We start from the raw sequence: 24,274 nt of genomic DNA on the forward strand, positions 1-24,274 counted from the left end.
AAAGAGAGCTGACCCATGACAACGGAACATCTATTCGATCTGCAAAAAGTCGCCAAACGGTTTGTGAAAGGCAAAGACAGTATTACTATTTTCGACAATCTGGACCTCTCCATTAACAAAGGTGATTTCGTAGCCATTATGGGGCCCTCAGGCTCAGGCAAAACGACACTATTAAATCTGCTCGGTGGCGTCGATCAACCAACTGAGGGTGAAATTTCCTTTGATGGGCAGCGTATCGACAAGCTGAGTGAAAACTTACTGGCAAAGTGGCGCGCCAACAATGTGGGCTATATTTTTCAATTTTATAACTTGATGCCAATGCTCAACGCTGCCCGCAATGTAGAGCTACCGCTCTTACTAACCAACCTGAGCAGCAGCGAACGCAAGCAAAGCGTTGCCACCGCGTTAGAACTGGTCGGCTTGGCCGACCGCGCTAAACACATGCCAAGCGAGCTGTCCGGTGGCCAGCAGCAACGCGTCGCTATCGCGCGGGCAGTGGTATCGGATCCAAAACTATTGCTTTGCGATGAACCCACCGGTGATTTAGATAGAGCAACCGCCGATGAAATTCTTAAGATGCTGCAATTGCTGAATCGAGAGTTCGGCAAGACCATCATCATGGTGACTCACGATCCATCGGCTGCTAAATACGCGAACCGCACGCTGCACCTCGACAAGGGCAAATTTGTTGATAGGGAATTGGCAGCATGAACGATTTCTATCTGATTTATAAAAACCTTACGCGGAAAAAACTGCGGCTCACATTAACGGTTTTTTCTATCTTTATTGCATTCACAATATTTGGCGCTGTATCCGCACTCAAAGGCTCGCTGGATTCTGGCATAGAAATGTCCGCGGACAATCGGTTGGTTACGGTCAATAAAATTAATTTCACAGTCTCTATCCCCTACGCCTACGTCAATAAAATCCGAGCGATGGAAGGCGTCAAAGACGTTACCCATGCCAATTGGTTTGGTGGCTACTACCAAGAACCGGCCGTTCAAATTGTTTCTATGGCGGTAGACCCAACCACCTACTTTGACGTTTACAACGAGCTGGTAGTGCCAGACGAGCAGATGCAGCGCTGGCAATCCAATCAGACAGGCATGCTCGTGGGCGCACGGCTCGCCAAAGTTTACGGCTGGAAAGTGGGCGATCGCGTTCCCATTTCATCCAATATTTTTTCGCAAAAGACTGGCGGGCAAACATGGGATTTTACTGTCGACGGCATCTTTGATGCGGAAGATGCCAAGGTTGATACGGGCTACATGGTATTTCACTACAAGTACTTCCGCGAGACCAATTCCTATGGCGGCGATAATGTCGGCTGGCTAGTGCTCACCACTACCAGTTCTGATCTAAACGAGCAGGTGGCAAAAAGTATTGACGAAGCCTTTGCCAACTCGAGTGCTGAAACAGAAACCAGTACCGAAAAAGCATTCAACAAAGCGTTTCTTGAGCAGATTGGCAATATCGGCCTGATAATTTTTGGCGTGGTGTTCATGGCCTTTTTTACGATCCTCGTGGTGGTTGGCAATACCATGGTGCTGGCAATACGGGAAAGAACCAATGAGATAGCCGTGTTAAAGACGCTCGGTTTCACCTCCGCGCGCATCTTTAAAATGGTATTGATTGAGTCACTGCTGCTCGCCTTCATCGGCGGATTGCTGGGGCTTGGGGCGGCCAAATTGATTGTTGCCGCTATGTCAGATCAGTTGGCGCGCTTCCTACCCAATATTGCTGTGGGCACGGACGTTATTATCCAAGCACTGCTGTACATGGCATTGCTGGGTTTAATCACAGGCATTGCACCTGCGATAAATGCCTTGCGCCTCAACATCGTCACCGCATTCAGTCGAGGATAACTATGTTTTCTTTCATTTCGCAAACTTGGGCGGTGATCGTGATGAACGTTCGCAGCCTACCGCGTCGGCTGTGGATGAGCTTAGCCATGGTGCTTGCCAATGCTGTGGTAGTCGCCATATTGCTCGCCTTTTTAGCAATGGACAAAGGCTTTGAAGTCACCTTAAAAGGTGCCGGTTCCGATGATGTAGCATTGTTTTTACGCGGCGGCTCGGCAGCGGAGCTGAACAGTGGGTTGGGGCGAGATCAAGTTAATCTAATCGCAACGGCACCTGGCATCGCAAGCAATGCAAACGGCCCCATTATTTCGGCGGAACTGTATGTCATTGTTGACGGCATCAAACGCTCTACAAAAACCGAAGCTAATCTACCACTGCGCGGGCTGGAACTAACGGGCATTGAAATGCGCAACGGTTTCCAACTGCAAGAAGGACGCATGTTTACGCCGGGCACCAATGAGTTAGTAGTTGGTCAGGGCGTACTACGGGAATTTGAAGGCTTTGAAGTGGGCAACACGCTGCGTATCGGTAAATCCGAATGGCGCATTGTCGGCAGCTTCAGCACCGGCGGCAATGTCTTTGAAAGTGAACTCTGGGCCGATTTGAATGTTATTCAAAGTGTCTACAATCGCGGCAGCAGTGTGCAAACCGTTAGGGCCAAGCTGTCAGAGTCCGGCCAATTGGATGCTATCAATGCCTACGTTGAAAATGAGCCACAACTCAATGTCGATGTGCAAACTGAAAAAGCGTATTTCGCGGGTCAAAGCAAAAATCTTAGCTACATGGCATGGTTTGGCAAAATCATCAGTGCGGTAATGGCCCTGGGGGCACTTTCCGGCGCACTCAATACCATGTACACCTCCGTTGCCGATCGCGCTAAAGAAATTGCCACCTTGCGCACCTTAGGGTTCAGTACCGGCTCCGCGTTTTTGGGCACGCTGGTAGAAGCAATGGTGCTAGCCATGGCGGGCGGTCTGGTGGGCGCTGTGTGTGCCTACTTATTGTTTGACGGCCTCAATGCATCAACGCTAGGTGGCAGCTTTACGCAAGTGGTGTTTAGCTTTCAAATGAGTGGGGACTTGATCGCACAAGGCATGAAAATGGCCTTGGTGATCGGTTTTGTTAGCGGGGTTTTCCCAGCGTGGCGGGCAGCCAGAATGCCCGTCTTACTTGCCTTTCGCTAAGCTTACTAGGTTGGCGGAAGCTCACCGCCCGCCAACCTGCACCTCAACGCAACAGTTGGAAAAATTATCGTGCACAAATTTATGAAATGGCTTTTATGGCTCACCATTACGCTACTCGCGCTATTGAGTCTGGGCTCCGGATTTGCAAAATTGCTGCAATCACCCCAGGAGATGGCATTTCTTAGCCAATTCGGATTGAGCGTAACGACAATTTTAGCGTTCGGCAGCCTGCAACTAGTGGGCGGTATTTGCTTGGCTATTCCCATTAGTCGGCTATTAGGGGCGGCAGTTGTCGGTTTGTGCTTTGGCATTTCGACGTGTTTACTCGGCCTTTCAGGCCAGCTTCTGTTTGCCGCCATGTCGCTGTTACCGGTAGCTTTGTGTGTCTGGGTTTTTATGGCTTCAGCAACCACGCAGCAATCGCAGATGAGCGACGATGAGCGATAACTACTGCAAAGGCAATATATTTTCCCAGTTGCCTGATGCATCACAACGCGAAGTGTTTGAACCCTTGAGCCAATCAACGTTCACTCACATTGAACGCATAGTCACCCAAGGCCAAGTGACGCCCGAAGGCGAGTGGTATAACCAAGCGCGCGCCGAATGGGTTCTACTGCTTCAAGGCCGGGCGAGATTACGCTTTGCTTCAGGCGATGTGGTTGAGCTAAATGTGGGCGACCACATTGAAATACCGGCACACTGCAAACACCGCGTAGATTGGACAGACGAAAACGAAGTAACCTTGTGGCTAGCGATGCACTACGACTAACCCTAGCCAAGTACACTTATAACACCAAAAAAACCTGCAGCTCGCCCCCTCCATCACCGCCCTCAACTCAGATGCCTCCTCACAGTAGCCTCCTCACAGCAGTTACCTATCATCCAACTTAGGTACGGCAAACTACCTACTTTTCCCAAGCCGATTAGGTTGCACGGGTTCGAAAATTCAATAACCACTCACTCAATGGCAATGATGCAACGACTCAAAACTGCGCACCCTGCACAAACATATATTCTTGCTACAACTTTTTGCGCACCAAATTAGACATCAAATTTGATGATTTGCGCTAACTTGGTTCAGTGACTATTGCAAATAGCGTTGTCAATCCGCTTGGTTTATCTCACTGTAGATGACATATTAGCTACGAAGGTAAAGCCCAAAAGACACACAAATATTGTGGTTTTACCGTGAAAACATTGATAGCGAGAAAAGACGCGCACCCTACAGACCTTTGGCACACATATTGAAAGAGCTAGCATTCAATAATCCTGCACGCTAAATTTTCAACATCCAGACCAAGAGAGCTCCGGCATGAGAAAAATCGCTTTTGTAGTTTCCACCACCCTAATGGCGTCATTTGGATACGCTGACACTTCCATCGATAAATTCATGGACGAGAGCAATACGCAATTGAATTTGCGCTACCGCTTTGAAGCGGTAGACCAAGAGGGTTTTAATAGTGAATCGGCCGCCAACTCACTGCGCACTCGCCTTAGCTTTAACTCAGGCGTCGTGAGTGGATTGCAGCTTGGCTTGGAATTTGATGATGTGCGCCATATCGGCGATGACAGGTTTAATAGCACCAGCAACGGTAAAACCGCTTATCCTGTGGTAGCTGACCCAGATGTCACAGACCTAAACCAGCTGTTCGTCAAATTCAAAGCCGAAAACCTCACCGCAACCGCTGGCCGTCAACGCATTAATCTTGACGATCAACGATTTATCGGAGGCGTCGCATGGCGCCAAAATGAGCAGACGTATGATGGCTTGCGAATGCAATACGATCACGGCGACCTTAGCGCTGACTACAGCTATGTGGCCCAAGTCAATCGTATATTTGGCCCCACGGGTGACAGTGCCACGCTTGATGGAGATCTCCATTTACTTAACGCGAACTGGAACATCACTGCCGAACATGCAATTACCGGCTTTTACTATGACATGGATTTTGAAGATTCCGCGTCGCTATCAAACACTACCCTAGGCCTTCGGTATCTCGCGAAGTTCAAGCCGCTCACACTGACGGCTAGCGTGGCAAGTCAAAGCGAGACGGGAGCCGCTAGCATCAATTACACGGCACTCTATTACTTGATAGAAGCTAAGGGTAACCTTGCCATGGTTAAATGGTCCGCCGGCTACGAGGTGCTCGGCTCCGATGACGGTATGAAAGCCTTCCAAACTCCCTTGGCGACAGCCCATAAATTTCAGGGCTTTGCGGATAAGTTTCTCAGCACTCCTGCAACCGGCATAGAAGATATGTACATTGGCCTTGGAACTGCACTCGGACCCGTCAACCTGTCGCTAACCTATCACGACTTTAATGCTGAGGAAGGCAGCAACCACCATGGTTCAGAGTGGGACCTTGCCGCCAGCTACCCCATTACCAAAAACCTTAATGCGTTACTGAAATTTGCTGATTATCAAGCCGATGATCACGGCACCGACACACAAAAATTATGGCTTCAATTACAACTTAGCCTGTAATACTTAGCGATAATGATAAAGGCCCCATACGGGGCCCTTATCAATCTGTGATGCTATTTCCGCTAGACCGGCTAGGTATTCAATGTTGAGGAAAAGTCGGCTATGGATGTTTCATTGTTAGCGAGGCTTATTTTTAAGCCCTACGAGCTCTCTCTCAATTGCCTCAACAATCACAGCGTCATCGGGTGTAATAAAGCTGCCAAAATGTTGGACCCGTTTCCCGTCAGCTGAAACCAAGTACTTATTAAAATTCCAGGCTGGGCTTTCGCTGAGTGCAGCCAAGGCTGTAAAAGTGGGATTGGCCTCTGGGCCCTTGATGGATGTGGGTGCCAGCATCGTGAAGGTGACACCGTAATTTATATAGCAAATTTCTGCAGAAACTTTTTCGTTGGGATTCTCTTGCTTAAAATCGTTGCTGGAAAACCCAACCACTGCCAACCCTCGATCTTTATAGCGCTGGTACAAAGCCTCTAATTGTTTGAACTGTGGCGAAAAACCACAATGACTGGCCGTATTAATCACTAGCAACGCTTGACCGGCATAGGCATCACACAAGTTCACTTCCGTTGTGGCGTGCAGTGTACGATAGCTATGGTTTAGGAATGGCGGGCAAGCGGCATTTGCTGTCGAGGCTAAAAACATTGCCGTGCCCAGCAGCAGCGTGAAAAAAAGTTTATACATAGTCAGCTAGCTCATTTAAAAATTAAGCGACCCGTACGCAAACAGCTTCCCCGGTCACGGTCACGAATGCATCAGGTGCTTTCTGGATCGAGCGCCACACAATTTCGGCCTCGGTCTTTCGCACGATACAGTGCATTGTCGGCGCGATTGATCAAATGTGAAAAATCCGAGTCTCCCTTTTGACACTGGGCAACACCAACACTAACCGAAACACTTAAATTGTCGGCAACATCGCGCAGATCGATATCGGCAATGGTTTCACAGAGTCGTTGCGCCACGTCGCTTGCGGACTCAAGATCGGCGCTCGGCAAGGTCACCAAAAACTCTTCGCCTCCGGTGCGGCCCAACACATCGTGTTTGCGCAGGCAACTGGCTGCCGCATCTGAAATTTTCTGCAGTACGCGGTCGCCTATTTCATGCCCCCAGGTATCGTTGATGCGCTTAAAATAGTCCACATCAAAAACCAACAGACTAAAATCATCACCCTCTGCGCGACACTGTGCCAAGGTCTCCTTGCCGCTCTGGTAAATACTACGGCGGTTAGGCAAACCGGTTAATTCATCCGTCATCGCCAGATGACGCAGCCTGTGCGAGCGTCGCCATTGCCGGACGGCCAACAGCGCCAAGGTGAACAATATGACCACCGAACAAGCCAGCAGCAAACCCTGCCAACGCTTGCGCTCCTCTAAATATTGCAATTTTGCTTGGCGCACATCGCGTTCAGACTTTAACGCGCGGTTTTCTGCATCTTTGCGCGCAGCGTCAAATTCAATGCGCATACGGGTGCTGGTTTGATCACGCAGTTTTTCCAGTAGCATTTCATGGGTGCGCTGGTATTCAGACAATGCTTGGTACGCGGTCTGCCATCGGCCGAGTTGGCCTAGGACTTCAGCTTTAAGTTTTTGAATCCAGGCAAGGTACCGGTGCTGATCTTGCTCTGCCACGACCGGCTCAGCTTCGATCAATAATTGCAAGGCAGAGGTGTGATCGCCAACCGCCACCAATTGGTTTGCCTTAAACAATTTCCAAAGGGCCAAATTGAGCGCATCCAGACTGGGATCCAATAGGGGTTCCGCGCGGTCTAGCGCTTCTGTCGCTGCCGCCACATCGCCTGCGCGCAAACGGTTATCGGCTATGGCGATATAAGTTCCCAACTTCGCGCGCTCAAGACCTTGCTGTGACTCCTGTGCGAGCATATCTCGGTAGATGGCATAGGCAGCGTCGTATTCACCGAGGTCATCATAAGTTAAAGCGAGCATAAAGCGCGTGCTATCAGCACTTTCTTTATCATCGCGCTTGGCATAAATTTCGATCACTTCCTGCAGTAGTTCTTTGGCGCGATCAAAATCCCCCATGCGCCGATAGGTGTTGGCCACCATGGACAATGTATAGGCCGTCCAGTAGCGATTACCGATCAAGTGATACATTTGATGGGCAACTTGCAGATCGCTTAGCGCCTGCGCCAGATCGCCCTGCAACGCCAACAATTCACCGCGAGCGCTGAGCGCGTCGGCAATTAGCCGCCGATCTTCCGCGCCCTCAGCAACAGCGAGTGCGGCCTCGTAATCGCGCAGAGCGGGCTTATAGTTGCCCGCTATTTCTTCAAACCAACCGCGACACAAGAGGTAATCTGCCTGCCCAAGACGGTCATCGCGGGCCATAGCTCGATTGATCCACTGAGTCGCATTATCGATGGCGGTATTGATTTGATCGAGACTCTGCTCCGGCTGCATCCAACAGCCAAGGCGCCGGTAGCGCTCTTGCTGAGCGGCATCATTGGCGTCGAGCCGCTCCCCGAGGGCTTTAAACGCACGCCGATAATCTTCGTAACTGCCCACCAGCTCCGCATCTTCCAACTGGCGAAATGCAGCGTCAACCGACAGCTCCACATCGCCGCTCGCCGCTGCGGCACCAGAAAGTAGACTAAGAAGCAGTGCGAATCCTATCGCTATCCTGTGCCCGGCAGTCCTTGGCCGCGCCGTGGGTCTTGGAGTCATAGGTTCTCGAGGACAAAGTACGATTGGGCTTGAGTATAAGACAAAAGGCCTGTGATTGGGGCTTTGAAGTGCCCATAAAAAAGCCCCGCTACGCGGGGCTGTTCCATACACTGCTCGGTCAGAGCTTACACCCTAAGACCCGCCTCACAGTGATCGATCACTCGATTTCCAGCTGGCTGGCAGCCTTGTCATTGGGCAATAGCCACATGTAGCGACCCTCTCCAGCTACGCGCTCGATTTGAACCTGGGCGCGGGCTTCAACGGGGACAGATGCGGCGCTCACCACAATTTCGTCAGCCAAATCTATGGTGCCGTACTGCACATCGACGCTGCCGCTGTCAGTTTGGCTGTAGGATTCTAGCCAATAGTTGAAGTTAGTATCGCCAGGTTCCAAGAAACCGTAAGTCCCATAGAGGTCAACGGTATGGATCGCGCTGCTGTCGTTGTAGTCGTTAGCGACGCCATACTCCAGCAAAAAACTGCCCGTATTGAGGTTTTGCAAGGCGGTAACCATTTGACCATTTGGATCGGACGCACCGGTGAGCCAACCGTAGTCGTAGCTATACAGGATGTAGTCGTCGATGCCATCTTCATTGGTATCGATGTACATCGCGGTCCACAGCTGCGAAAGGTTGTTCCAGGGTGCCTCTGTGGCCAAGCCAAATTGCAACACGGGGTAGCCAAAGTCGGCGACGCGGTAACCCAAAGCTTTAATCGCGTTAGAGGTGCCGTCGAGGAACAAACCGTCTTCTCCCGCCAGTGTAAAGCCCTCGGCAATCCCTAGGCCTTGCCCCTGATTGTGCAGGGTGAAGTTGCCATGGCGATCACTGCGCGCACGAATACGCGAAGCGGGGTCAACAACAGCTAGGTAACCCACGGTCAGTTTGTCTTCACCATCGTCAAAGATCAGCCAGCCGTCCACCTCTGTCTGGCTGTAGAACGCATCATCCGCAGGCAATTCAGATGCATCAACCGCCAAGGTGATCGTTACAGGTCGCTTGCTGTTGCGCCCCATGTGCACACGGCTTGGGAACTGAAGCGACACGCCGGGTACGGCGCGGTTGGGCACATGCGTCACATTGTAGGTGCGGCTGGAGGATGACAAGTTCTTCAGCGTTACCTTTTCGTGGACGCGCACATCGCGATCTTCGTTAATACGGCCAAAGCTAATAGCGCCCGGCATGGCCAAGCTGGTGAGCTGAGCCGCCGTTGCAACGTTGATCACACCCGTTCCCTGCAGAGTTAGTGGGTAGGGCGTATTAGAACCAGGGCCCTGTGCATTGGCGGGGTGCGAACTGTTTTGCAGCATCGCCTTAATGGCATCAGGCTCCAAATTCGGGAACCGCTGCAACAATACAGCCGCCGCACCAGCTACATGGGGCGTCGCCATTGAGGTACCGCTCAGGCTTACCGCGCCATCACCCGACTGCGTTCTGGCGGAAGAAATTCCCACGCCGGGCGCCGCCAAATCGGGTTTGAAGTCAGAGGCACCATTATTGGGCCCGCGAGAACTGAAACCCGCCAAGGTGTCATCATTGTCGGGGAAAGGCACATAATTATTGGCATCCAGCACGCCGACTGGCATATCACCGCCGGTCATTGCGTCATGGATAGTGGTTCCGTCTGCTAGAGAAATCATGGCCGCATGCAAGTTCACTGGTGAACCACCCATGATGATCGGGGCACCGGGAACATTGTTAAACACCACAGCACCTGAGGCGCCTGCAGCCAACGCATTTTGGAGCTTGGTCGTAAATGCACAGGATCCGCGCTTCAAAAATGCCACCTTACCAGTCATGTCATTGGCCAGCGGCGCACACGCATTCAAAGGGCTCGCAATCTCTAATGGGCCACTGATGGGGCTACCGTCTACAAGGGCGGGCGAAATGCCTGAATAGGCGGCGTTGTAGTCACCGCCCACGAGATCGCTGTCAATTTTGATCGCGAATTCATTGGCACCACCTGCGACCGTGGCCGCCACCGCGATGGTTTTCTTGCCAGCCGCAGGCGCGCCGTGCACATAGGGCACACCATTGCCAGAGTTACCGGCGGCGACCACCACCACAACACCCATGTTGGCGGCGTTGTCTGCAGCTACAGAAGATGGGTCATCGGGATGACCAAAATCCGAACCCAAGCTCATGTTGATCACGTCTGCGCGATCGTCAACGCTGCCGTCACCGTTGGGGTCCAGTGCGTATTCAATTGCGTCGACAGTCAGCGCAGTGGAGCCCGCGACATCGCCGAACACTTTTAACGCCCAAATTTCAGCGTCTTTTGCGACACCAGCGCCCACTTTACCGTCAACGCCATTACCCGCCGCAGAGCCGGCAACGTGGGTACCATGGCCGTTGTAGTCCATGGGGTCCGGATCTGGCTGGGGAATGCGCTGCTCTGGGGTGCCACCGGCGTGATAGTTGGCGCCGGCAAAGTCATAACCACGGGTCACTTTCGCAGTGGGGAAAGTGCCCGGCTCAATCACGGCGGGGTCATTGCCTGCATAATCACCATCGCCGCCAAAATTCTGGTGCATGTAATCAACCCCAGTGTCGATTACTGCGATTTTTTTCCCGGCGCCCGAAAACCCCAGCGCCCAGGCATCTGTGCCACCAACCCATGGCACCGACACACTGTTCATCAACTTGTGATGAGGTACGCGCATAACGCGCTTCACACCAACAAGTGATTGAATTGCCGCTAGGTCAGACCGCTCAACAATCCACTTGCTGCCATTGACGCCTGCGGTGAAGCTTTTGACTTCGGTCGCGCCAATTTTCTGCATTTTTGCACGAAACTGGGACTGTTCCGCTTTAATTTTATGCGCGTGGGCCATCTGGCGATCAGGCGTCGGTTCCGCCGCTGTCGCTTGCATTTCATTGACCACGAAACCCGCTACCGATGGGCTTTCCAGTTCAACAAAAATTTCAATTCGGTTTTTACCATTTGCAAAGGGCGCCTGCTGAATATCTAGCGCTTGCCGCTCTAGCGACAGCTTGGCCGGGTCGTTGGCCTGTGCGCCGGCCAATGCAGCAACGGAGCAAGACAAACAAAGCACGGCAGTTTTGCCGAGTAAATGGACGGGTATTTTTTTCATAAAGCCAACTCCATGGACTATCAATGATCGGTCTTTACTGGGATCACCAGCAACCGAAGCTTGTTTGAAAAACCGCACCTGAATTGAGGACAACGCGACAGGTCGGTATCCACTGAAACACCATTAGTTATAGCGTTTTGTAATACTTCAGAGATTTAGTACAACCTCAAATTGCATATTGTTTTTATAGCTATTTGAGCGTGTCAATCAAACGACAAATACTCGCCAAACTACAACCCAAAACAGACTAACAACCTGCCAAAGCTGTCACTTTTAGCAAAAACCAGCGCTAAGTATTAAGCTACCCCCAAAACCCATACTTTATGCCTAAATAAGCCACTACGACTGGAACGCCGGTGCAGCTTGAAGTCCATTTTCTAGCAAACCGTAATACGCCAACTTATAATCGCGCGCCTTGTCTGTACTGCATGGATCGCACTATGAACGGAATCGCAAATCTGGGTTTCCAAACCCATCAACCCAACCAGCAAAAAACTCAACGATTCATCCCATTCTCAGCTAACACCACGGGAAAGTGCGGACGACCCGTATTTATTGACGCAAAACTGCTGCCGGATTTTTTGATCAATATCGACCTAAAAACCTATCGCGGCCTGCAGATTGTTCGCGGCATTGAGATGTTGCGCTCGGTGGGTGGGGGTATCAATGCCTATCAAAGTAAACTTAAAGCCGCTAAACATATGAGTGTGATTGGCGAACTGGAGATTTACTATTACATTGCCCAGCAAAACCCCTCTGGCAATGAAGTTAGCGGGGTTTACATTACTGAACTATCTAACGCAGCAAAAAATACTGCACCAGCAGGAAATTACATAGTTAAAAGTGGTAAAGCCAACCCTAACAATCTAACCCAATTTAGCGGGGATCAGGCTTGCATAGGCGGAGCGGCAAATTTAGAGCTGGCAATTTCAGACGCCAGGGAACATATCGAAACCGATGGATGGGGAAGATCGCCAGATTACGGCCTCTACTTTATACCGGACTCACTGCAAAACATCCAAGGCACATGGCTTACCCCAGAGCAAAAGACAGTAAAAATTTCAGAGCATGCTTCAGAACTAGCTACCATTCTTACCACCACTCAAAAAAATCGTTTGCATACAAAAAGCCCAATTCGAATCCGAGTATTCAACGGCGGCTGCAAAGTACTTTGTGTCGCTCTAAAAAGCATTCAAGGCCATCTAGACAAACTAGGATTTGAGCTAATAGATCCGGACGTTTCAGCCAACTCAACACTGAAAGAAATACTTGCACACGATGCAAGACTGTCTCCAGATGCAATTCAGTTCACCAAAAAATCTACGGAAATAACGTTATCGTCGGTGAGAAACTCACTCGCAAAGACACTTTCTGCCCTCGGCAACAAAAAAAGCGCAGAAAACATACTTAATAAAACTTCGAAACAGGCAAATGCGCTATCTGTCGGCAACAATTTGATTACAAATAATAATTATTTCCTAGATGCTGCAAGACAGGCCAGCATCCTTGGTCAATGGTCAAAGCAGTGAAATACTCGGACATATTTACCGACCCTGAAATCATCCAAATGCCCGTTGGACGTAGTGTATTGACTGCACTTACGCCTAACTACGGAACCTTTCACACTAGAAACTCCAGCTCCTATTTACAGGTCAATAGATACCTAAAAGAACGGCCACCGCTCAACATAGACATTGAACTTTTTACAATGGATTGGGCGTACAATGACGTAAATAATACTGAGCTGCTTGGCATGATCGCTTTAACAGGTCTGTTAACTCTCTCGAAAAATCCCATTCAATGCGCTGACTCTTTCTTTAAATATATACGCAGCGAACTAGACGAAGATCGCAATCGACTATTGCAGCAACATGAAGATTACTGTCGCAGAATGGGAAGTGACCACCCGCTGCCTGAAGCCATGAGTGGTCCGACCTCTGTATCCGACGTTTCCTGTAAAGTATTCTCCAACTTTAAATGCTTTAAAACTCTGCTTTCATCTTCGGCTAGTGAGACTGGTTATCAAGTATATTTCATACCTTTAAATACTGTTTCTTGTTTACAGCTTAGTTTTAGCCCGCACAACTTTAAAGTTGACCGTTTTGAATCGAAAATTGAATGCTGCGCCTTCATAGAGCAACTTTGCGACGAATTCATATCAAAACTAACGCTCAGTGATGGCAATTTCACCCAGGCCGCCCCACCGCCAAAACTAGAGCCATCGCCCAAAGATCTACCCGACAACAGCTGGTAGCCATTAGAATTCCTTCTGAATTCAGCAAAATAACGCATTTTTCATCGCGCCCGCAGACCACTATGCTTAGCCCTATCAAAATTTAGGAGTAGACCTATGCAGACCTGTGGCGAATTACTGGCGAAATATCTCGATGCCTACGGCATTGAAGTGGCCTTCGGCATCCCCGGCACGCACACCATCGAGCTGTACCGAGGCCTACCTAAAACCAACATTCGCCATGTCACCCCGCGCCACGAGCAGGGCGCCGGCTTTATGGCCGATGGCTACGCCCGGGTCACAGGTAAACCGGCGGCCTGCATTACAGTGTCTGGCCCCGGCGCGCTGAATATCAGCGGCGCCATGGGGCAGGCCCTGCAGGATTCTCAGCCCATGCTGGTGATCTCCGCTGACAACAACACCTGGCAGCGCGGGCTGGGCGAGGGTCGACTGCACGAAACTCGCAACCTACAAGCGGCCATGGCCGAGAGCGCGCGCTGGGCCCATACGCTCACCCGACCCGATGAATTGCCCAAAGTCATGGCGCGCACCTTTGCCATTTTCGCCAGCGAACGTCCGGGGCCCGTGCATTTAACCCTGCCGCTCGATGTCATTACCGCGCCCGCCGATCACGTCGCTCTCGATATTTGGCCACTGCCCGCGCGCCCAGCGCCGGCAGCTAGTGCAATTGCTGAAGCGGCGGCGCTGTTAAACAAGGCCAAGCGCCCACTGTTGGCCTTAGGCGGCGGCTGTGCCGATGCGCAAGCGCAAACACGCGCACTGGTCGACGCACTGCAAGCACCCGTGAGCCTGACTCACAATGCCAAAGGTCTGCTGCCGCCCGACCACCCTTTGTTGCTGGGCTCAAATCCGTCTTTTGCGTCTATTCGCCACGAGTTTGAGCAGGCTGACGTGGTCTTGGCCATTGGCACTGAGCTGTCTGAAACCGATTACGACTTTTTCTTTAAGGGCGACTTCAAGATTCCCGGTCAGTTGATTCGCGTGGATATCGACACGCCACAACTCACCCGCAATTGCCGCCCAGCGCTGGCCATTCAATCCGACAGTGCCGCGTTTATGGCGGCCCTTACACCACACATCAAAGCCGACCGCCTCACAGCCAGTCAGGCTCGGGTGGCCAGCGCTAAAGACAAGCACTTGAGCGAGCGCCACGCGGGCTATCAGGCATTTTTAGACTGTTTGCTCGACACCCTGCCCGACGCCATCATCATGGGCGACTCCACCCAACCGGCCTACTATGCTGCGAATCAGTTTGACGCGCGTGCGCCCCGCAGCTTTGGATCTGCAGCCACCGGCTACGGGACTTTGGGCTGGGCGCTGCCGGCGGCCTTTGGCGCGCGCTTAGGCGCACCTCAGCGACCGGTCATTGGTTTGCTGGGGGATGGGGGCGTACAGTTTTCCCTCAATGAATTGGCCACTGCGGTGGAAGCGCAAATTCCCGTGGCCCTGATCATCTGGCACAACAGCTGTTACGAAATGATTGCCATGAATTTCCGCGACGCGGGCATGGCCCCCATGGCCTGCGACATCTACTCTCCGGACTTTATTAAAGTCGCAGAGGGCTATGGTTGCCGCGCCACCCGCGCGCAGGATCTTGCATCGCTGGCGCGTGCCTTGCGCGACGCCCAAGACGCTGACGTGCCAACCATTATCGAAGTACAGGAAAGCGATTTTATTTAATGGTGCCGCTATAATGGCGCCCCGCTCGCCTGCCCGGACCCGCACATGACCGACGCTACACTTTCCGACAGCTACCTGCAGCGCTTTGGCGGCATAGGTCGTCTCTACGGACGGCCCGCCCTCGATCGGTTGCACGAAGCGCACTTTATGGTCATCGGTATAGGTGGGGTGGGTTCATGGGCGGCAGAGGCTTTGGCGCGCACTGGCGTCGGACGAATCACGCTCATCGATTTAGATGAAGTCTGCGTCACCAATAGCAACCGCCAATTGCACACCTTGGCAGGCACCATTGGTCAATCAAAAATTGCCGTAATGGCCGAGCGACTGCGAGGTATCAACCCTGAGGTCGCCGTGCAGCTCATCGACGATTTTGTCGAGCCCGAAAACATCGCGCAATTGATTGGCCGCGATCTGCATATGGTGCTCGACTGCATTGATTCGGCCTTTGTAAAGTCCGCCATCATCGCGCACTGCAAACGACAAAAAACGCCGGTAATTACTGTGGGTTCCTCCGGTGGAAAAACCGATCCTCGCCAGATCACCTCATTGGATTTGGCAAAAACCACCAACGATCCACTGCTGGCTAAAACCCGAAATAATTTGCGTCGGCACTACAACTTCAGTCGCAACGCCAAGCGCAACTTTTCCATCGAAGCCATCTACTCCACCGAGCAATTAAAATTCCCCGCAGCCGACGGCGGCGTGTGCGAAAACAAATCAGCATTGGGTAGCGAAGTGAAACTCGATTGTGGCGGCGGTTTGGGTGCGGCCACCATGGTCACGGCAACCTTCGGCATGATTGCTGCCAGTCGTGGCATCGCGCGCTATTTAGCCAGCGCCCCACCTGAACCGACCGATGCTTGAATCCGTTTGACCAGCGCGCCAAAGCCATTGGCGCGCGACGGCGATAGGTGTCCATCCAAACCAGACTCTGCAAGCAGGCCCGCCACATCCAACGCGGCAATGGCCTGTGCCGTGCGACCATTCACCTGAATCATCAGCAGTGCCGCCAGACCTTTGATAATGCGCGATTCACCGTCCACGGCAAACCAATGGCGATCACCCTCAGCACAATGCGCCAGCCAAAGTGCCGTATCGCAACCCCGCACCCGCCGCTCGTCGCACCGCATCCAGGGCTTGACTTGAATGCAGTTGCCCCACGCCATCAATAGCTTGTACTTTGCCTGCCAGGATCGGCTGGCAACGAGCGTCGCTATATGTAAATCAGTCAGATCATCAACGGGGGCTTGAAAGGGCATTGCAAGATCCACAAATAAAGAGCACTAATGTTAACCCAAGCGGCCGTTGCGCACGTACCTTAACGGCCTGCGTTGCGGTTTACCTTCTACTGACGTAAACCACAGACACCTACGGACCAGAGCCATGCGCGATTACACAACCCACTACGGCCCCGTAAGCAAGTGCTTACACTGGTGCATCGCCGGTTTAGTGCTCGCTCTGTTTGGTTTAGGGTTGTGGATGGTGCAACTGGATTACTACCACACTTGGTATCATCAAGGCCCCGCACTGCACATCAGCGGAGGCCTATTGCTCCTGTTGCTGACGCTACTGCAACTGGCGTGGCGGCAGGCAACGCCGGCACCGACGCCACTGGCAAGCCACCCCCACTGGATGCAGCGAATGGCGCTTTGGGTTAAACGCACCTTACACCTACTGTTGCTGGCACTGCTGCTCACCGGCTACCTGATGACCACGGCCGAGGGCCAAGCGGCGCGATTTTTCGATTGGCCGCTGATCCCCAGCATCGCGAAACTTAATGGCGCCGCCGTGGATTGGCTGGGTAGTTTGCACCTGTGGGGTGCCTGGCTGCTAATCGCATTGGTGGCTGGCCACGCGGGCGCCGCACTGTTTCACCACTTTGTTCACAAAGACGCTACTCTCAGGCGCATACTGCCCTTCGGGCAGCTACACTCTGACCCCAAACACGACCCCAAACACTCTTCCAATAACTCAGTCCAAAAAAGGAAAGCACGATGACACTGCCCACTTTGTCTCGCACGCTGTTAGCAGGCGCAAGCCTATGGCTGGCCGCCACTGGCGCACACGCAGCGGATTACGTGATCGACAGCAAAGGCGCGCACGCCAGCGTAAACTTTGCGATTCAACATTTAGGTTACAGCTGGCTCACCGGCCGCTTCAATACGTTTGAGGGCAGTTTTAGCTACGATGCCGAAAAGCCTGCTGAAAGCCAGGTGAATGTCACTATCGATACCCAAAGCGTGGATTCCAATCACGCCGAACGCGATAAACATCTGCGCAGTAAAGATTTCTTGAACGCCGACAAACACCCCAAGGCCACATTCGTAAGCACCAAGGTCAGCAACGTAAAAGACGGCGGCTTTGAATTAGCGGGCAATTTAACCCTAAACGGTGTCACCAAACCGGTGACCATCAATGTCACTAAAGTGGGTGAAGGTAAAGATCCATGGGGCGGCTACCGCGCGGGATTTTCCGGCGAAACCAAATTGAACCTGAAAGATTTTAATATCAATTACAACCTTGGCCCAGCCTCGGAAAGCGTCAAGCTTTGGTTGAACGTAGAAGGCGTTCGCCAAAAGTAAATCCGTTGTGCGGGCGCCCTGCGCGCCCGCAGCGTTTTAAAAATCCTCCACGTCTGACACGCACACTGATCAACTCAGTGGACCAAATAACTCCTGTGCCGCACGCTCTGTGTGTGCATGCAATTGCGCCAGCGATTCACCGCGAAGCTCGGCAACACTATTGGCGATCTTTAATAATTGGGACGGCGTATTAATTTCCCCCTGCGATCCAAACACGGGCATCGACGGTGCGTCGGTTTCCAGCAAAAAACTGCCCTGTGGCAAAGCCGCTACCGCAGCGCGGGTTTTACTTGCCCGCGGGTAGCTCACCACACCGCCAATGCCCAATAAAAATCCACGCTTTATATACTGCAATGCGAGCTCAATACTGCCAGAAAATCCGTGCACCACGCCGCGCAGGTGAGGAAAGGGTTTTAACATCGCCAGTATCGGATTATGGGCGCGATGGACATGCAAAATCACTGGCAACGTCAAATCAGCGGCCACTTCAAGTTGCGGACGCAACCAAGATTGTTGTGCGCCCATGGGCACATCAATGGCACCATCGAGCCCACACTCGCCCACCGCAATGGCGCCGCGAGTGAGCGCTTCACGCAAGCGATGCATAATCATTTCAGGCGCTTGTGTTTGCGCGCCTACCCACCAAGGGTGAACACCGGCCGCCCAATAGGCCCCCGGCAATTGCACCGCCAACTGTTCAGCACTCGCCCATTGCGCGGGATCAACACCGGGAATTAACACGCGCTGAACCCCAGCCTCACGCGCTGCGGCCCAGTGATTGTGTGCCTGTGCATGCAGCTCAGGTAAATCCAAATGGCAATGGCTATCAAACCAGTGCATCAAATAATTTCTCCAAAGGACATAGCACTAACAAAATTAGCGGTGCTTGGCGATGCAACGCGACCTACACGCAACCAACACACTAGACTACAGAAAATGCGATGAAACAAACACGTTCATAGAGTCTCTAACTCATTGCAGCCAACAACGGAAATTATTATGCCATCTCAAACAGTGGACATCGCCATTATTGGTGCAGGTACCGCAGGCTTGGGCGCCTATCGGGCGGCCCGCAAATACACGGACAGTATCCGGCTTATAGAAAGCGGCCCACACGGCACTACCTGCGCGCGCGTTGGCTGTATGCCCAGCAAGTTATTGATTGCGGCCGCAGAGCACGCCCATCTCGCACACCACAATGGCGTTTTTGGTGTGGACTACACGCCACCTCACATCGACGGCCGGGCGGTGATGGACCGTGTCAGGCGCGAGCGCGATCGCTTTGTGGGGTTTGTTTTGGAATCGGTGGCGAGCTTTCCCGACGACCACAAGCTACGCGGACACGCCACGTTTATCAGCCCCAATGAACTGAGCATTGAGCGCGAGCAAATGGCGCCAATCACAATCAATGCGAAACGCATCGTCATAGCCACAGGTTCCTCGCCACACGTCCCAGAGTTGCTGTGCCCAGCCGGTGATCGATTGCTCACCAATGATCACATTTTTGAATTGGAAACCCTGCCGCGCTCAGTCGCGGTTTTTGGGCCGGGGGTCATCGGTTTAGAATTGGGCCAGGCGCTGGCACGACTGGGCGCAAGAGTCGCCCTCTTTGGCCGATCCGGCGGCTTGGGCATTGCGCAAGATCCCGAGCTGCGCGATTACGCAATAGACTACTTTAACCGCGAATTTTACCTTGACCCTAGCGCTTCCGTGTCCGCTGTCCGCCGCACGCAAGATGGTGTCGAGGTGGATTATGTGCACCGCGAACGCGGCGCCATCACGGAGCAGTTTGATTACCTATTGGCAGCAACGGGACGCCACCCGAACCTCGCCAATCTGAATGTAACTGCGGCAAAACTAGCACTGGATGAGCGAGGTCTACCGGTGCACAACCGCTACACAGGCCAGTGTGGGGACTCAACCATTTTTATCGCCGGCGATGTCACGGACGATCTCCCACTGCTGCACGAAGCCGCCGACGCTGGGCGCATTGCCGGCGACAATGCGGGCCGCTCACTGCAACAACTTGCCGACCTGCGCGCCGGCGAGCGCCGCACACCCATCAACATCCTCTTTAGCGATCCGCAAATGGCCAGTGTGGGCCGGGGTTATCACGCGCTGGAAACCCATTGCGCCAATGGCTACACCACCGGTCAAGTGAGCTTTGAAAATCAAGGGCGCGCACGGGTCATTAATAAAAACCGGGGCTTGCTGAAGGTGTACGGCGAACACGGCACCGGATTGCTGCTGGGGGCCGAGATGTTTGGTCCGGCCGCCGAACACATCGCCCATCAGCTAGCTTGGGTAATTCAAATGCGTATGACCGTCAGCCAAGTGCTCGCTCTGCCTTTTTACCACCCCGTGATTGAAGAGGGCGTGCGCACGGCACTGCGCGATCTCAATGAACGCTTGCAGATTGGCACAGCATCGGAGCAGGGTTGCTTGGATTGTGGCCCCGGTGCCTAGGCGGTCGATTGGCAGTGCCGCTTGAGGGTTTGTGGCTGGCAGCAGTCCTAGTTATAACCATATCCACAAGGACGCCCCAATGATCCGACTACTCGCTACCGGCCTTGCCCTGCTGCTGGGGCTCACCGCCTGTTCGCCGAACAATTCCAATGCCCCCACCGACAATAGCATTGAATCATTCACCCGCAACATGACGCGGCAAGCCGGCCTTATCCCCGTCATTTACGACCAAAACTCCGGCAAAGCCTATTTGGAAATCACAAGAAACGGCCCCGAATACATCTACTATTTCAGCCTGCCTCAAGGCTTGGGCTCTAATGACATTGGCCTCGATCGGGGCCAACTCATGGACTTGGAAACCAAGCTGGTGCGCTTTGCAGATGCCGGCGATAAAGTACTACTGCAACAACGCAACACCTACTACCGCGCCGTAAGTGACAATGACCTTGAACAACAGTCGGTCAGCGAAGCCTTTGCCAGCTCAGTGCTCTGGGGCTTTCCCGTGGTGGCGCGCAGCGGCGAACAGCTTTTGATAGACGCCACGGAATTTATGTTGCGCGACAGTCATGGCGTGGCGCGCAAATTGAAACACTCCAAACAGGGCGAATACCGTCGCGATGCCAGCCGGTCAGCCGTCTACTTGCCACGCACCAAAGCCTTCCCGCGCAATACCGAACTCGAAGCGACAGTAACGTTTACGGGCGACGATCCAGGCGAGTTTGTGCAGGCAGTTGCACCCGACCCCTATAGCATTAGCGTGCGCATGCACCACAGTTTTGTGGCGCTGCCCGAGGCCGGATTTGAGCCGCGCGCGTTTCACCCCCAAAGCGGGTTTTGGGCCTTTGAATTTAAAGACTACGCCGCGCCTATCGACGCCGATATGACAAGGCGCTGGATTCCCCGTCACCGATTGCAGAAAAAAGACCCCAAGGCTCAGGTTAGCGCTGCGATTGATCCCATTATTTACTACTTGGATCCGGGCACACCAGAGCCGGTGCGCAGCGCTCTGATAGAGGGCGGCCGCTGGTGGAACCAAGCGTTTGAAGCCGCGGGCTACCGCGATGCCTTTCAAATAAAAATGTTGCCCGCCGATGCCGATCCCATGGATGTGCGCTACAACGTCATCCAGTGGGTACACCGCGCCACACGCGGTTGGTCATACGGCTATGGGCTCACAGATCCACGCACTGGAGAAATCATTAAGGGCCACGTAACCTTGGGCTCACTGCGCGTGCGACAGGATTTTTTGATTGCCCAAGGCATGACTGCGCCGTTCGACACCCTCGCTGCCAGCACGCAACCCATGCGCGACATGGCGCTGGCGCGCATTCGCCAGTTATCGGCGCACGAAATCGGCCACACGCTGGGCATCGCCCACAACTTTGCCGCCAGCCCCAAAGATCGCGCCTCGGTGATGGATTATCCGCATCCGCAACTGTCTATCAACGACGGAAACATCTCACTGGTCGGAGCCTATGCGGAAAATATTGGCGACTGGGATAAACGCGTTGTCCAATACGGCTACGGCAGTTTTGACAGCGAAACGGCGCGATTAAATTTTATCGCTGAATCTACACAGCTCGGATTCAAATTTATTTCCGATCCCGACAGCCGCAGCCTCGGCGATTTTCACGCCACTAGCAGCCTGTGGGACAACGGCGCCAACGCCGCTGACGAATTGGCCCGCGTCGTAGAATTGCGAACCAAAGCACTGGCGCAATTTAGTGACAATGCTCTGGCATTCGGTCGCCCCTATTCCGACTTAGAAGAAATTTTGGTGCCTGTGTATTACTACCACCGCTATCAAGCTGAGGCCGCCGGTAAATTATTGGGCGGCTATCACTATGACTACGGTGTGAAAACGGGTGCCGCTGCGCAGCAACTCAGTCCCGTATCTGCCGCAGACCAGCGCCATGCACTGTCGCAATTGACGCGCACCTTGTCGCCCGATTTTTTATTGCTGCCCGCTGCCATCGAATCGCTGATTCCGCCGAAAGCATATGGCCACAAGAAAACGCGCGAAAGCACACAGGGCTATACCGGCGCTCTATTGGACCCCTTGGCCATGGCAGAAGCCGCGGCCAATCACAGCCTAAACATCCTGCTGCACCCAGAGCGGCTGGCCCGCCTGCAGTGGGCCCACGCGAGCGATGACGCACACCTGTCGCCCACTCAGGTTCTCGATAACATTTGGGCAGCGACGGGCACTAATGGGGCAAAGGGCAAAGCCCTGCTCATCGCACGCCAAACGGAAATTTTAGTGCTGCACAAAATCACGCACTTGCTGGCCAATAACAATCTCACCCCGCAACTGCGTGGGGTATTCGGGGCGTTCCTGGCGCGCCGTCAAATCGATGCACCGGTTAATACCCACGAGCGACTGCTGGCCGCGATGGTCAATACCGCACAAAGTCTGGTGGCCAGCAAAGACGCCATCAAGCCCAAGCCCTTACCCCCCGGCTCACCCATCTAGCCCTTCTAGCCCCCTAGCTGTCCACGCACGGCTAGGGGGCTTAGTGGCATAGCGCTTTAGGAAATAGCGCTCTAGGCGCCAACGCATGGTAAACGGCGCGCTACGCCGACCCCGGTTGCCTCACGCCATAGCGTAATAGCCTCATCACCCACTTCCGGAAGATCAAGATGACAATGGCTGTCGAACCGCTGGAGATTAGACAACGCGCAAACTCCTTTTCACTAGAACTCAATCAGCGAACATATAGTCAATAGTGAAATATAATTAGAGCCAGTTTATAAAAAATTGAAATAAAAGATATATTTCATCGGCAACAGACGGGAATACAATCACACAGCCGGACAATTCACTTGACGCATTTGAATCAGAGGCGTAAAACTCAAGGCCTCATTTTGACAAGTTTACAATAATAGGGAAAGGGACTGCCCATGAAATGGCTTTTCATGGCGATACTCATCGCACAATCGGCTGCACTGGCGATTATTTTTTCACACCTCAAAAGTTTGCACACAACGGTAGACACTCTTGCAACGTACCTGCCCTATTCCCATAACAGCGATTCCACGAATAGCAGCGATTCCACGAACCGCCACAACGTGAGATCCTCCACGGATAACGAAACCCAACCCACCGATCAGCTTCAGCAATTGGCCATGATACAAAAGGAACTTGCTAGATTATCTTTGGCCATCGAAAGCAACTTAGATAGCGCAGGCATGAGGCCCGAAAACATCGCCCCCCCACCTTCTGCCTCTCAGATCGAACGGCATGACATGCTGCGGGGGTCACTTAACAATATGATGTTTGCGGGACCAGTATCTCAGATGCAAATCGATAACTTGCAAATACAAGCAGCACAGTTACACCCAGAACAGCGCAAGGAGATGTTCAGTTCAATTGCACGCGCTGTAAATTCAGGGCAATTGAAAATCGTGAATCAATAGTTTAACCCACCAAAAAGGATGCAACATGAAAAAGCAAATGATTGGATTCGTCTTAGCAACATTCTCGACCTTAGCATTGGCTGGTGCAGCAATCGACGTACCTGTCGAAATCGATATGGATTCAAAAGTTGCCTTTGGCAACATGAAAACCGCACGTTTCTCTAGCAATGAGTTTGAACAAATTGGCTGCGGCACTAGGACCTTTGGTGCTAACGATGTGGACCCTGGTTTTTCTTGGGGCTTCTGCCAAGCACAAATTATTGAAGGGGAATCCGTTATATGCTTCGCCTACGATAAGCCAGATTTGATTGATCAGATAAAAGCGCTCGACAGCTTTTCATTCGTCACATTCCGGTGGGATGATGAGGGTAACTGCACCTATGTAGGCAGCTCAACCCAATCGCAGTATATTCCAAGCAAAAAGTTCAAAGACTAACCGTCTGTGATGGCAGTGGCTTGGCGAATAACCAAGCCATTGCCAACATTCATCAAAGCAGGCTTTTGCTTAAAGGGTACGCAGTACGCGAAAGCCTACATCAACATTGACATCCCGGTGCCACCCCCAGAATTCC

Annotated in this window: 21 protein-coding genes; 16 read left to right on the forward strand and 5 right to left on the reverse strand. The window is 52.7% G+C overall.

Annotation, left to right across the window (positions count from 1 at the left end):
• Nucleotides 1-15 precede the first annotated feature (15 nt).
• From FHS30_RS13480 to FHS30_RS13505, 6 genes are all read left to right on the forward strand, one after another.
• Entirely contained in the window at nucleotides 16-711 is a 696-nt protein-coding gene (locus tag FHS30_RS13480) for an ABC transporter ATP-binding protein (protein ID WP_183911037.1), read from the forward strand.
• The gene (locus tag FHS30_RS13485; RefSeq protein ID WP_183911038.1) at nucleotides 708-1,865 is read left to right on the forward strand and encodes an ABC transporter permease; all 1,158 of its coding nucleotides are present in this window, start codon (nucleotides 708-710) and stop codon (nucleotides 1,863-1,865) included. The genes FHS30_RS13480 and FHS30_RS13485 overlap by 4 nt, the downstream gene beginning before the upstream one ends.
• 2 nt (nucleotides 1,866-1,867) lie before the next feature.
• Nucleotides 1,868-3,046 carry an ABC transporter permease gene (locus FHS30_RS13490; protein ID WP_183911039.1) on the forward strand — a complete coding sequence of 393 codons (1,179 nt, stop codon included), beginning with the start codon at nucleotides 1,868-1,870 and terminating at the stop codon, nucleotides 3,044-3,046.
• An 81-nt stretch (nucleotides 3,047-3,127) separates the two neighbouring features.
• A complete protein-coding gene (locus tag FHS30_RS13495) occupies nucleotides 3,128-3,493 on the forward strand; it encodes a hypothetical protein (protein ID WP_183911040.1) in 366 nt (121 codons plus the stop codon).
• On the forward strand, nucleotides 3,483-3,815 hold the full coding sequence (locus FHS30_RS13500) for a cupin domain-containing protein (protein WP_183911041.1): 333 nt from the start codon (nucleotides 3,483-3,485) through the stop codon (nucleotides 3,813-3,815). Before FHS30_RS13495 ends, FHS30_RS13500 begins: the two co-directional genes overlap by 11 nt.
• A gap of 543 nt (nucleotides 3,816-4,358) precedes the next feature.
• Nucleotides 4,359-5,531: an alginate export family protein gene (locus FHS30_RS13505; RefSeq protein WP_183911042.1), complete on the forward strand. Its 1,173-nt coding sequence runs from the start codon at nucleotides 4,359-4,361 to the stop codon at nucleotides 5,529-5,531.
• A gap of 117 nt (nucleotides 5,532-5,648) precedes the next feature.
• On the opposite strand, the gene FHS30_RS13510 is transcribed toward FHS30_RS13505, so the two are convergent.
• The 3 genes from FHS30_RS13510 to FHS30_RS13520 form a co-directional block, all read right to left on the reverse strand.
• Nucleotides 5,649-6,212 (reverse strand): glutathione peroxidase, encoded by a 564-nt coding sequence (locus tag FHS30_RS13510; protein WP_183911043.1) that lies wholly within the window; start codon nucleotides 6,210-6,212, stop codon nucleotides 5,649-5,651.
• Nucleotides 6,213-6,283: 71 nt separating this feature from the next.
• Nucleotides 6,284-8,209, reverse strand: coding sequence for a tetratricopeptide repeat-containing diguanylate cyclase (locus FHS30_RS13515; RefSeq protein ID WP_183911044.1), 1,926 nt, complete (start codon nucleotides 8,207-8,209; stop codon nucleotides 6,284-6,286).
• A gap of 157 nt (nucleotides 8,210-8,366) precedes the next feature.
• Nucleotides 8,367-11,303: a S8 family serine peptidase gene (locus FHS30_RS13520; protein ID WP_183911045.1), complete on the reverse strand. Its 2,937-nt coding sequence runs from the start codon at nucleotides 11,301-11,303 to the stop codon at nucleotides 8,367-8,369.
• A gap of 440 nt (nucleotides 11,304-11,743) precedes the next feature.
• Between FHS30_RS13520 and FHS30_RS13525 the strand changes: the two genes are divergently transcribed.
• The 4 genes from FHS30_RS13525 (at nucleotide 11,744) to tcdA (ending at nucleotide 16,101) form a co-directional block, all read left to right on the forward strand.
• Nucleotides 11,744-12,832 (forward strand): hypothetical protein, encoded by a 1,089-nt coding sequence (locus FHS30_RS13525; protein ID WP_183911046.1) that lies wholly within the window; start codon nucleotides 11,744-11,746, stop codon nucleotides 12,830-12,832.
• On the forward strand, nucleotides 12,829-13,557 hold the full coding sequence (locus tag FHS30_RS13530) for a P-loop NTPase family protein (RefSeq protein WP_183911047.1): 729 nt from the start codon (nucleotides 12,829-12,831) through the stop codon (nucleotides 13,555-13,557). Before FHS30_RS13525 ends, FHS30_RS13530 begins: the two co-directional genes overlap by 4 nt.
• 96 nt (nucleotides 13,558-13,653) lie before the next feature.
• Nucleotides 13,654-15,237 (forward strand): 5-guanidino-2-oxopentanoate decarboxylase, encoded by a 1,584-nt coding sequence (locus FHS30_RS13535; protein ID WP_183911048.1) that lies wholly within the window; start codon nucleotides 13,654-13,656, stop codon nucleotides 15,235-15,237.
• A gap of 45 nt (nucleotides 15,238-15,282) precedes the next feature.
• Complete coding sequence (gene tcdA / locus FHS30_RS13540; RefSeq protein ID WP_183911049.1) at nucleotides 15,283-16,101, forward strand: tRNA cyclic N6-threonylcarbamoyladenosine(37) synthase TcdA; 819 nt, start codon at nucleotides 15,283-15,285, stop codon at nucleotides 16,099-16,101.
• On the opposite strand, the gene FHS30_RS13545 is transcribed toward tcdA, so the two are convergent.
• The gene (locus tag FHS30_RS13545; RefSeq protein WP_183911050.1) at nucleotides 16,062-16,496 is read right to left on the reverse strand and encodes a SufE family protein; all 435 of its coding nucleotides are present in this window, start codon (nucleotides 16,494-16,496) and stop codon (nucleotides 16,062-16,064) included. The genes tcdA and FHS30_RS13545 overlap by 40 nt on opposite strands.
• A gap of 124 nt (nucleotides 16,497-16,620) precedes the next feature.
• Here FHS30_RS13545 and FHS30_RS13550 point away from each other — a divergent pair, with 124 nt between their 5' ends.
• Both FHS30_RS13550 and FHS30_RS13555 read left to right on the forward strand, forming a co-directional pair.
• Nucleotides 16,621-17,235 carry a cytochrome b gene (locus FHS30_RS13550; protein ID WP_183911051.1) on the forward strand — a complete coding sequence of 205 codons (615 nt, stop codon included), beginning with the start codon at nucleotides 16,621-16,623 and terminating at the stop codon, nucleotides 17,233-17,235.
• Nucleotides 17,232-17,819, forward strand: coding sequence for a YceI family protein (locus tag FHS30_RS13555; protein WP_183911052.1), 588 nt, complete (start codon nucleotides 17,232-17,234; stop codon nucleotides 17,817-17,819). The genes FHS30_RS13550 and FHS30_RS13555 overlap by 4 nt, the downstream gene beginning before the upstream one ends.
• Before the next feature lie 69 nt (nucleotides 17,820-17,888).
• On the opposite strand, the gene FHS30_RS13560 is transcribed toward FHS30_RS13555, so the two are convergent.
• The gene (locus tag FHS30_RS13560) at nucleotides 17,889-18,659 is read right to left on the reverse strand and encodes a TatD family hydrolase (RefSeq protein ID WP_183911053.1); all 771 of its coding nucleotides are present in this window, start codon (nucleotides 18,657-18,659) and stop codon (nucleotides 17,889-17,891) included.
• Between the two features lie 159 nt (nucleotides 18,660-18,818).
• Here FHS30_RS13560 and FHS30_RS13565 point away from each other — a divergent pair, with 159 nt between their 5' ends.
• The 4 genes from FHS30_RS13565 to FHS30_RS13580 all read left to right on the forward strand — a co-directional run bounded on the left by FHS30_RS13565 (nucleotide 18,819) and on the right by FHS30_RS13580 (nucleotide 24,138).
• Nucleotides 18,819-20,285 (forward strand): dihydrolipoyl dehydrogenase, encoded by a 1,467-nt coding sequence (locus FHS30_RS13565; RefSeq protein WP_183911054.1) that lies wholly within the window; start codon nucleotides 18,819-18,821, stop codon nucleotides 20,283-20,285.
• A 79-nt stretch (nucleotides 20,286-20,364) separates the two neighbouring features.
• Nucleotides 20,365-22,758, forward strand: coding sequence for a zinc-dependent metalloprotease (locus tag FHS30_RS13570; RefSeq protein ID WP_183911055.1), 2,394 nt, complete (start codon nucleotides 20,365-20,367; stop codon nucleotides 22,756-22,758).
• 428 nt (nucleotides 22,759-23,186) lie between these two features.
• Nucleotides 23,187-23,702, forward strand: a complete 516-nt coding sequence (locus tag FHS30_RS13575) for a hypothetical protein (protein WP_183911056.1) — start codon at nucleotides 23,187-23,189, stop codon at nucleotides 23,700-23,702.
• Nucleotides 23,703-23,727: 25 nt separating this feature from the next.
• Nucleotides 23,728-24,138: a hypothetical protein gene (locus FHS30_RS13580; protein ID WP_183911057.1), complete on the forward strand. Its 411-nt coding sequence runs from the start codon at nucleotides 23,728-23,730 to the stop codon at nucleotides 24,136-24,138.
• Nucleotides 24,139-24,274: the final 136 nt, after the last annotated feature.

This window comes from Simiduia aestuariiviva, assembly GCF_014192475.1.
GTDB lineage: Bacteria > Pseudomonadota > Gammaproteobacteria > Pseudomonadales > Cellvibrionaceae > Simiduia > Simiduia aestuariiviva.

Bases quoted from the DNA above. Each gene is read 5' to 3' on its own strand.
- FHS30_RS13545 (WP_183911050.1), bottom strand. From the start codon at position 16,496: ATGCCCTTTCAAGCCCCCGTTGATGATCTGACTGATTTACATATAGCG.
- FHS30_RS13510 (WP_183911043.1), bottom strand. From the start codon at position 6,212: ATGTATAAACTTTTTTTCACGCTGCTGCTGGGCACGGCAATGTTTTTA.
- FHS30_RS13535 (WP_183911048.1), top strand. From the start codon at position 13,654: ATGCAGACCTGTGGCGAATTACTGGCGAAATATCTCGATGCCTACGGC.
- FHS30_RS13570 (WP_183911055.1), top strand. From the start codon at position 20,365: ATGATCCGACTACTCGCTACCGGCCTTGCCCTGCTGCTGGGGCTCACC.
- FHS30_RS13515 (WP_183911044.1), bottom strand. From the start codon at position 8,209: ATGACTCCAAGACCCACGGCGCGGCCAAGGACTGCCGGGCACAGGATA.
- FHS30_RS13490 (WP_183911039.1), top strand. From the start codon at position 1,868: ATGTTTTCTTTCATTTCGCAAACTTGGGCGGTGATCGTGATGAACGTT.
- FHS30_RS13505 (WP_183911042.1), top strand. From the start codon at position 4,359: ATGAGAAAAATCGCTTTTGTAGTTTCCACCACCCTAATGGCGTCATTT.
- FHS30_RS13480 (WP_183911037.1), top strand. From the start codon at position 16: ATGACAACGGAACATCTATTCGATCTGCAAAAAGTCGCCAAACGGTTT.
- FHS30_RS13500 (WP_183911041.1), top strand. From the start codon at position 3,483: ATGAGCGATAACTACTGCAAAGGCAATATATTTTCCCAGTTGCCTGAT.
- FHS30_RS13520 (WP_183911045.1), bottom strand. From the start codon at position 11,303: ATGAAAAAAATACCCGTCCATTTACTCGGCAAAACTGCCGTGCTTTGT.
- tcdA (WP_183911049.1), top strand. From the start codon at position 15,283: ATGACCGACGCTACACTTTCCGACAGCTACCTGCAGCGCTTTGGCGGC.
- FHS30_RS13550 (WP_183911051.1), top strand. From the start codon at position 16,621: ATGCGCGATTACACAACCCACTACGGCCCCGTAAGCAAGTGCTTACAC.
- FHS30_RS13580 (WP_183911057.1), top strand. From the start codon at position 23,728: ATGAAAAAGCAAATGATTGGATTCGTCTTAGCAACATTCTCGACCTTA.
- FHS30_RS13555 (WP_183911052.1), top strand. From the start codon at position 17,232: ATGACACTGCCCACTTTGTCTCGCACGCTGTTAGCAGGCGCAAGCCTA.
- FHS30_RS13525 (WP_183911046.1), top strand. From the start codon at position 11,744: ATGAACGGAATCGCAAATCTGGGTTTCCAAACCCATCAACCCAACCAG.
- FHS30_RS13565 (WP_183911054.1), top strand. From the start codon at position 18,819: ATGCCATCTCAAACAGTGGACATCGCCATTATTGGTGCAGGTACCGCA.
- FHS30_RS13560 (WP_183911053.1), bottom strand. From the start codon at position 18,659: ATGCACTGGTTTGATAGCCATTGCCATTTGGATTTACCTGAGCTGCAT.
- FHS30_RS13575 (WP_183911056.1), top strand. From the start codon at position 23,187: ATGAAATGGCTTTTCATGGCGATACTCATCGCACAATCGGCTGCACTG.
- FHS30_RS13485 (WP_183911038.1), top strand. From the start codon at position 708: ATGAACGATTTCTATCTGATTTATAAAAACCTTACGCGGAAAAAACTG.
- FHS30_RS13495 (WP_183911040.1), top strand. From the start codon at position 3,128: ATGAAATGGCTTTTATGGCTCACCATTACGCTACTCGCGCTATTGAGT.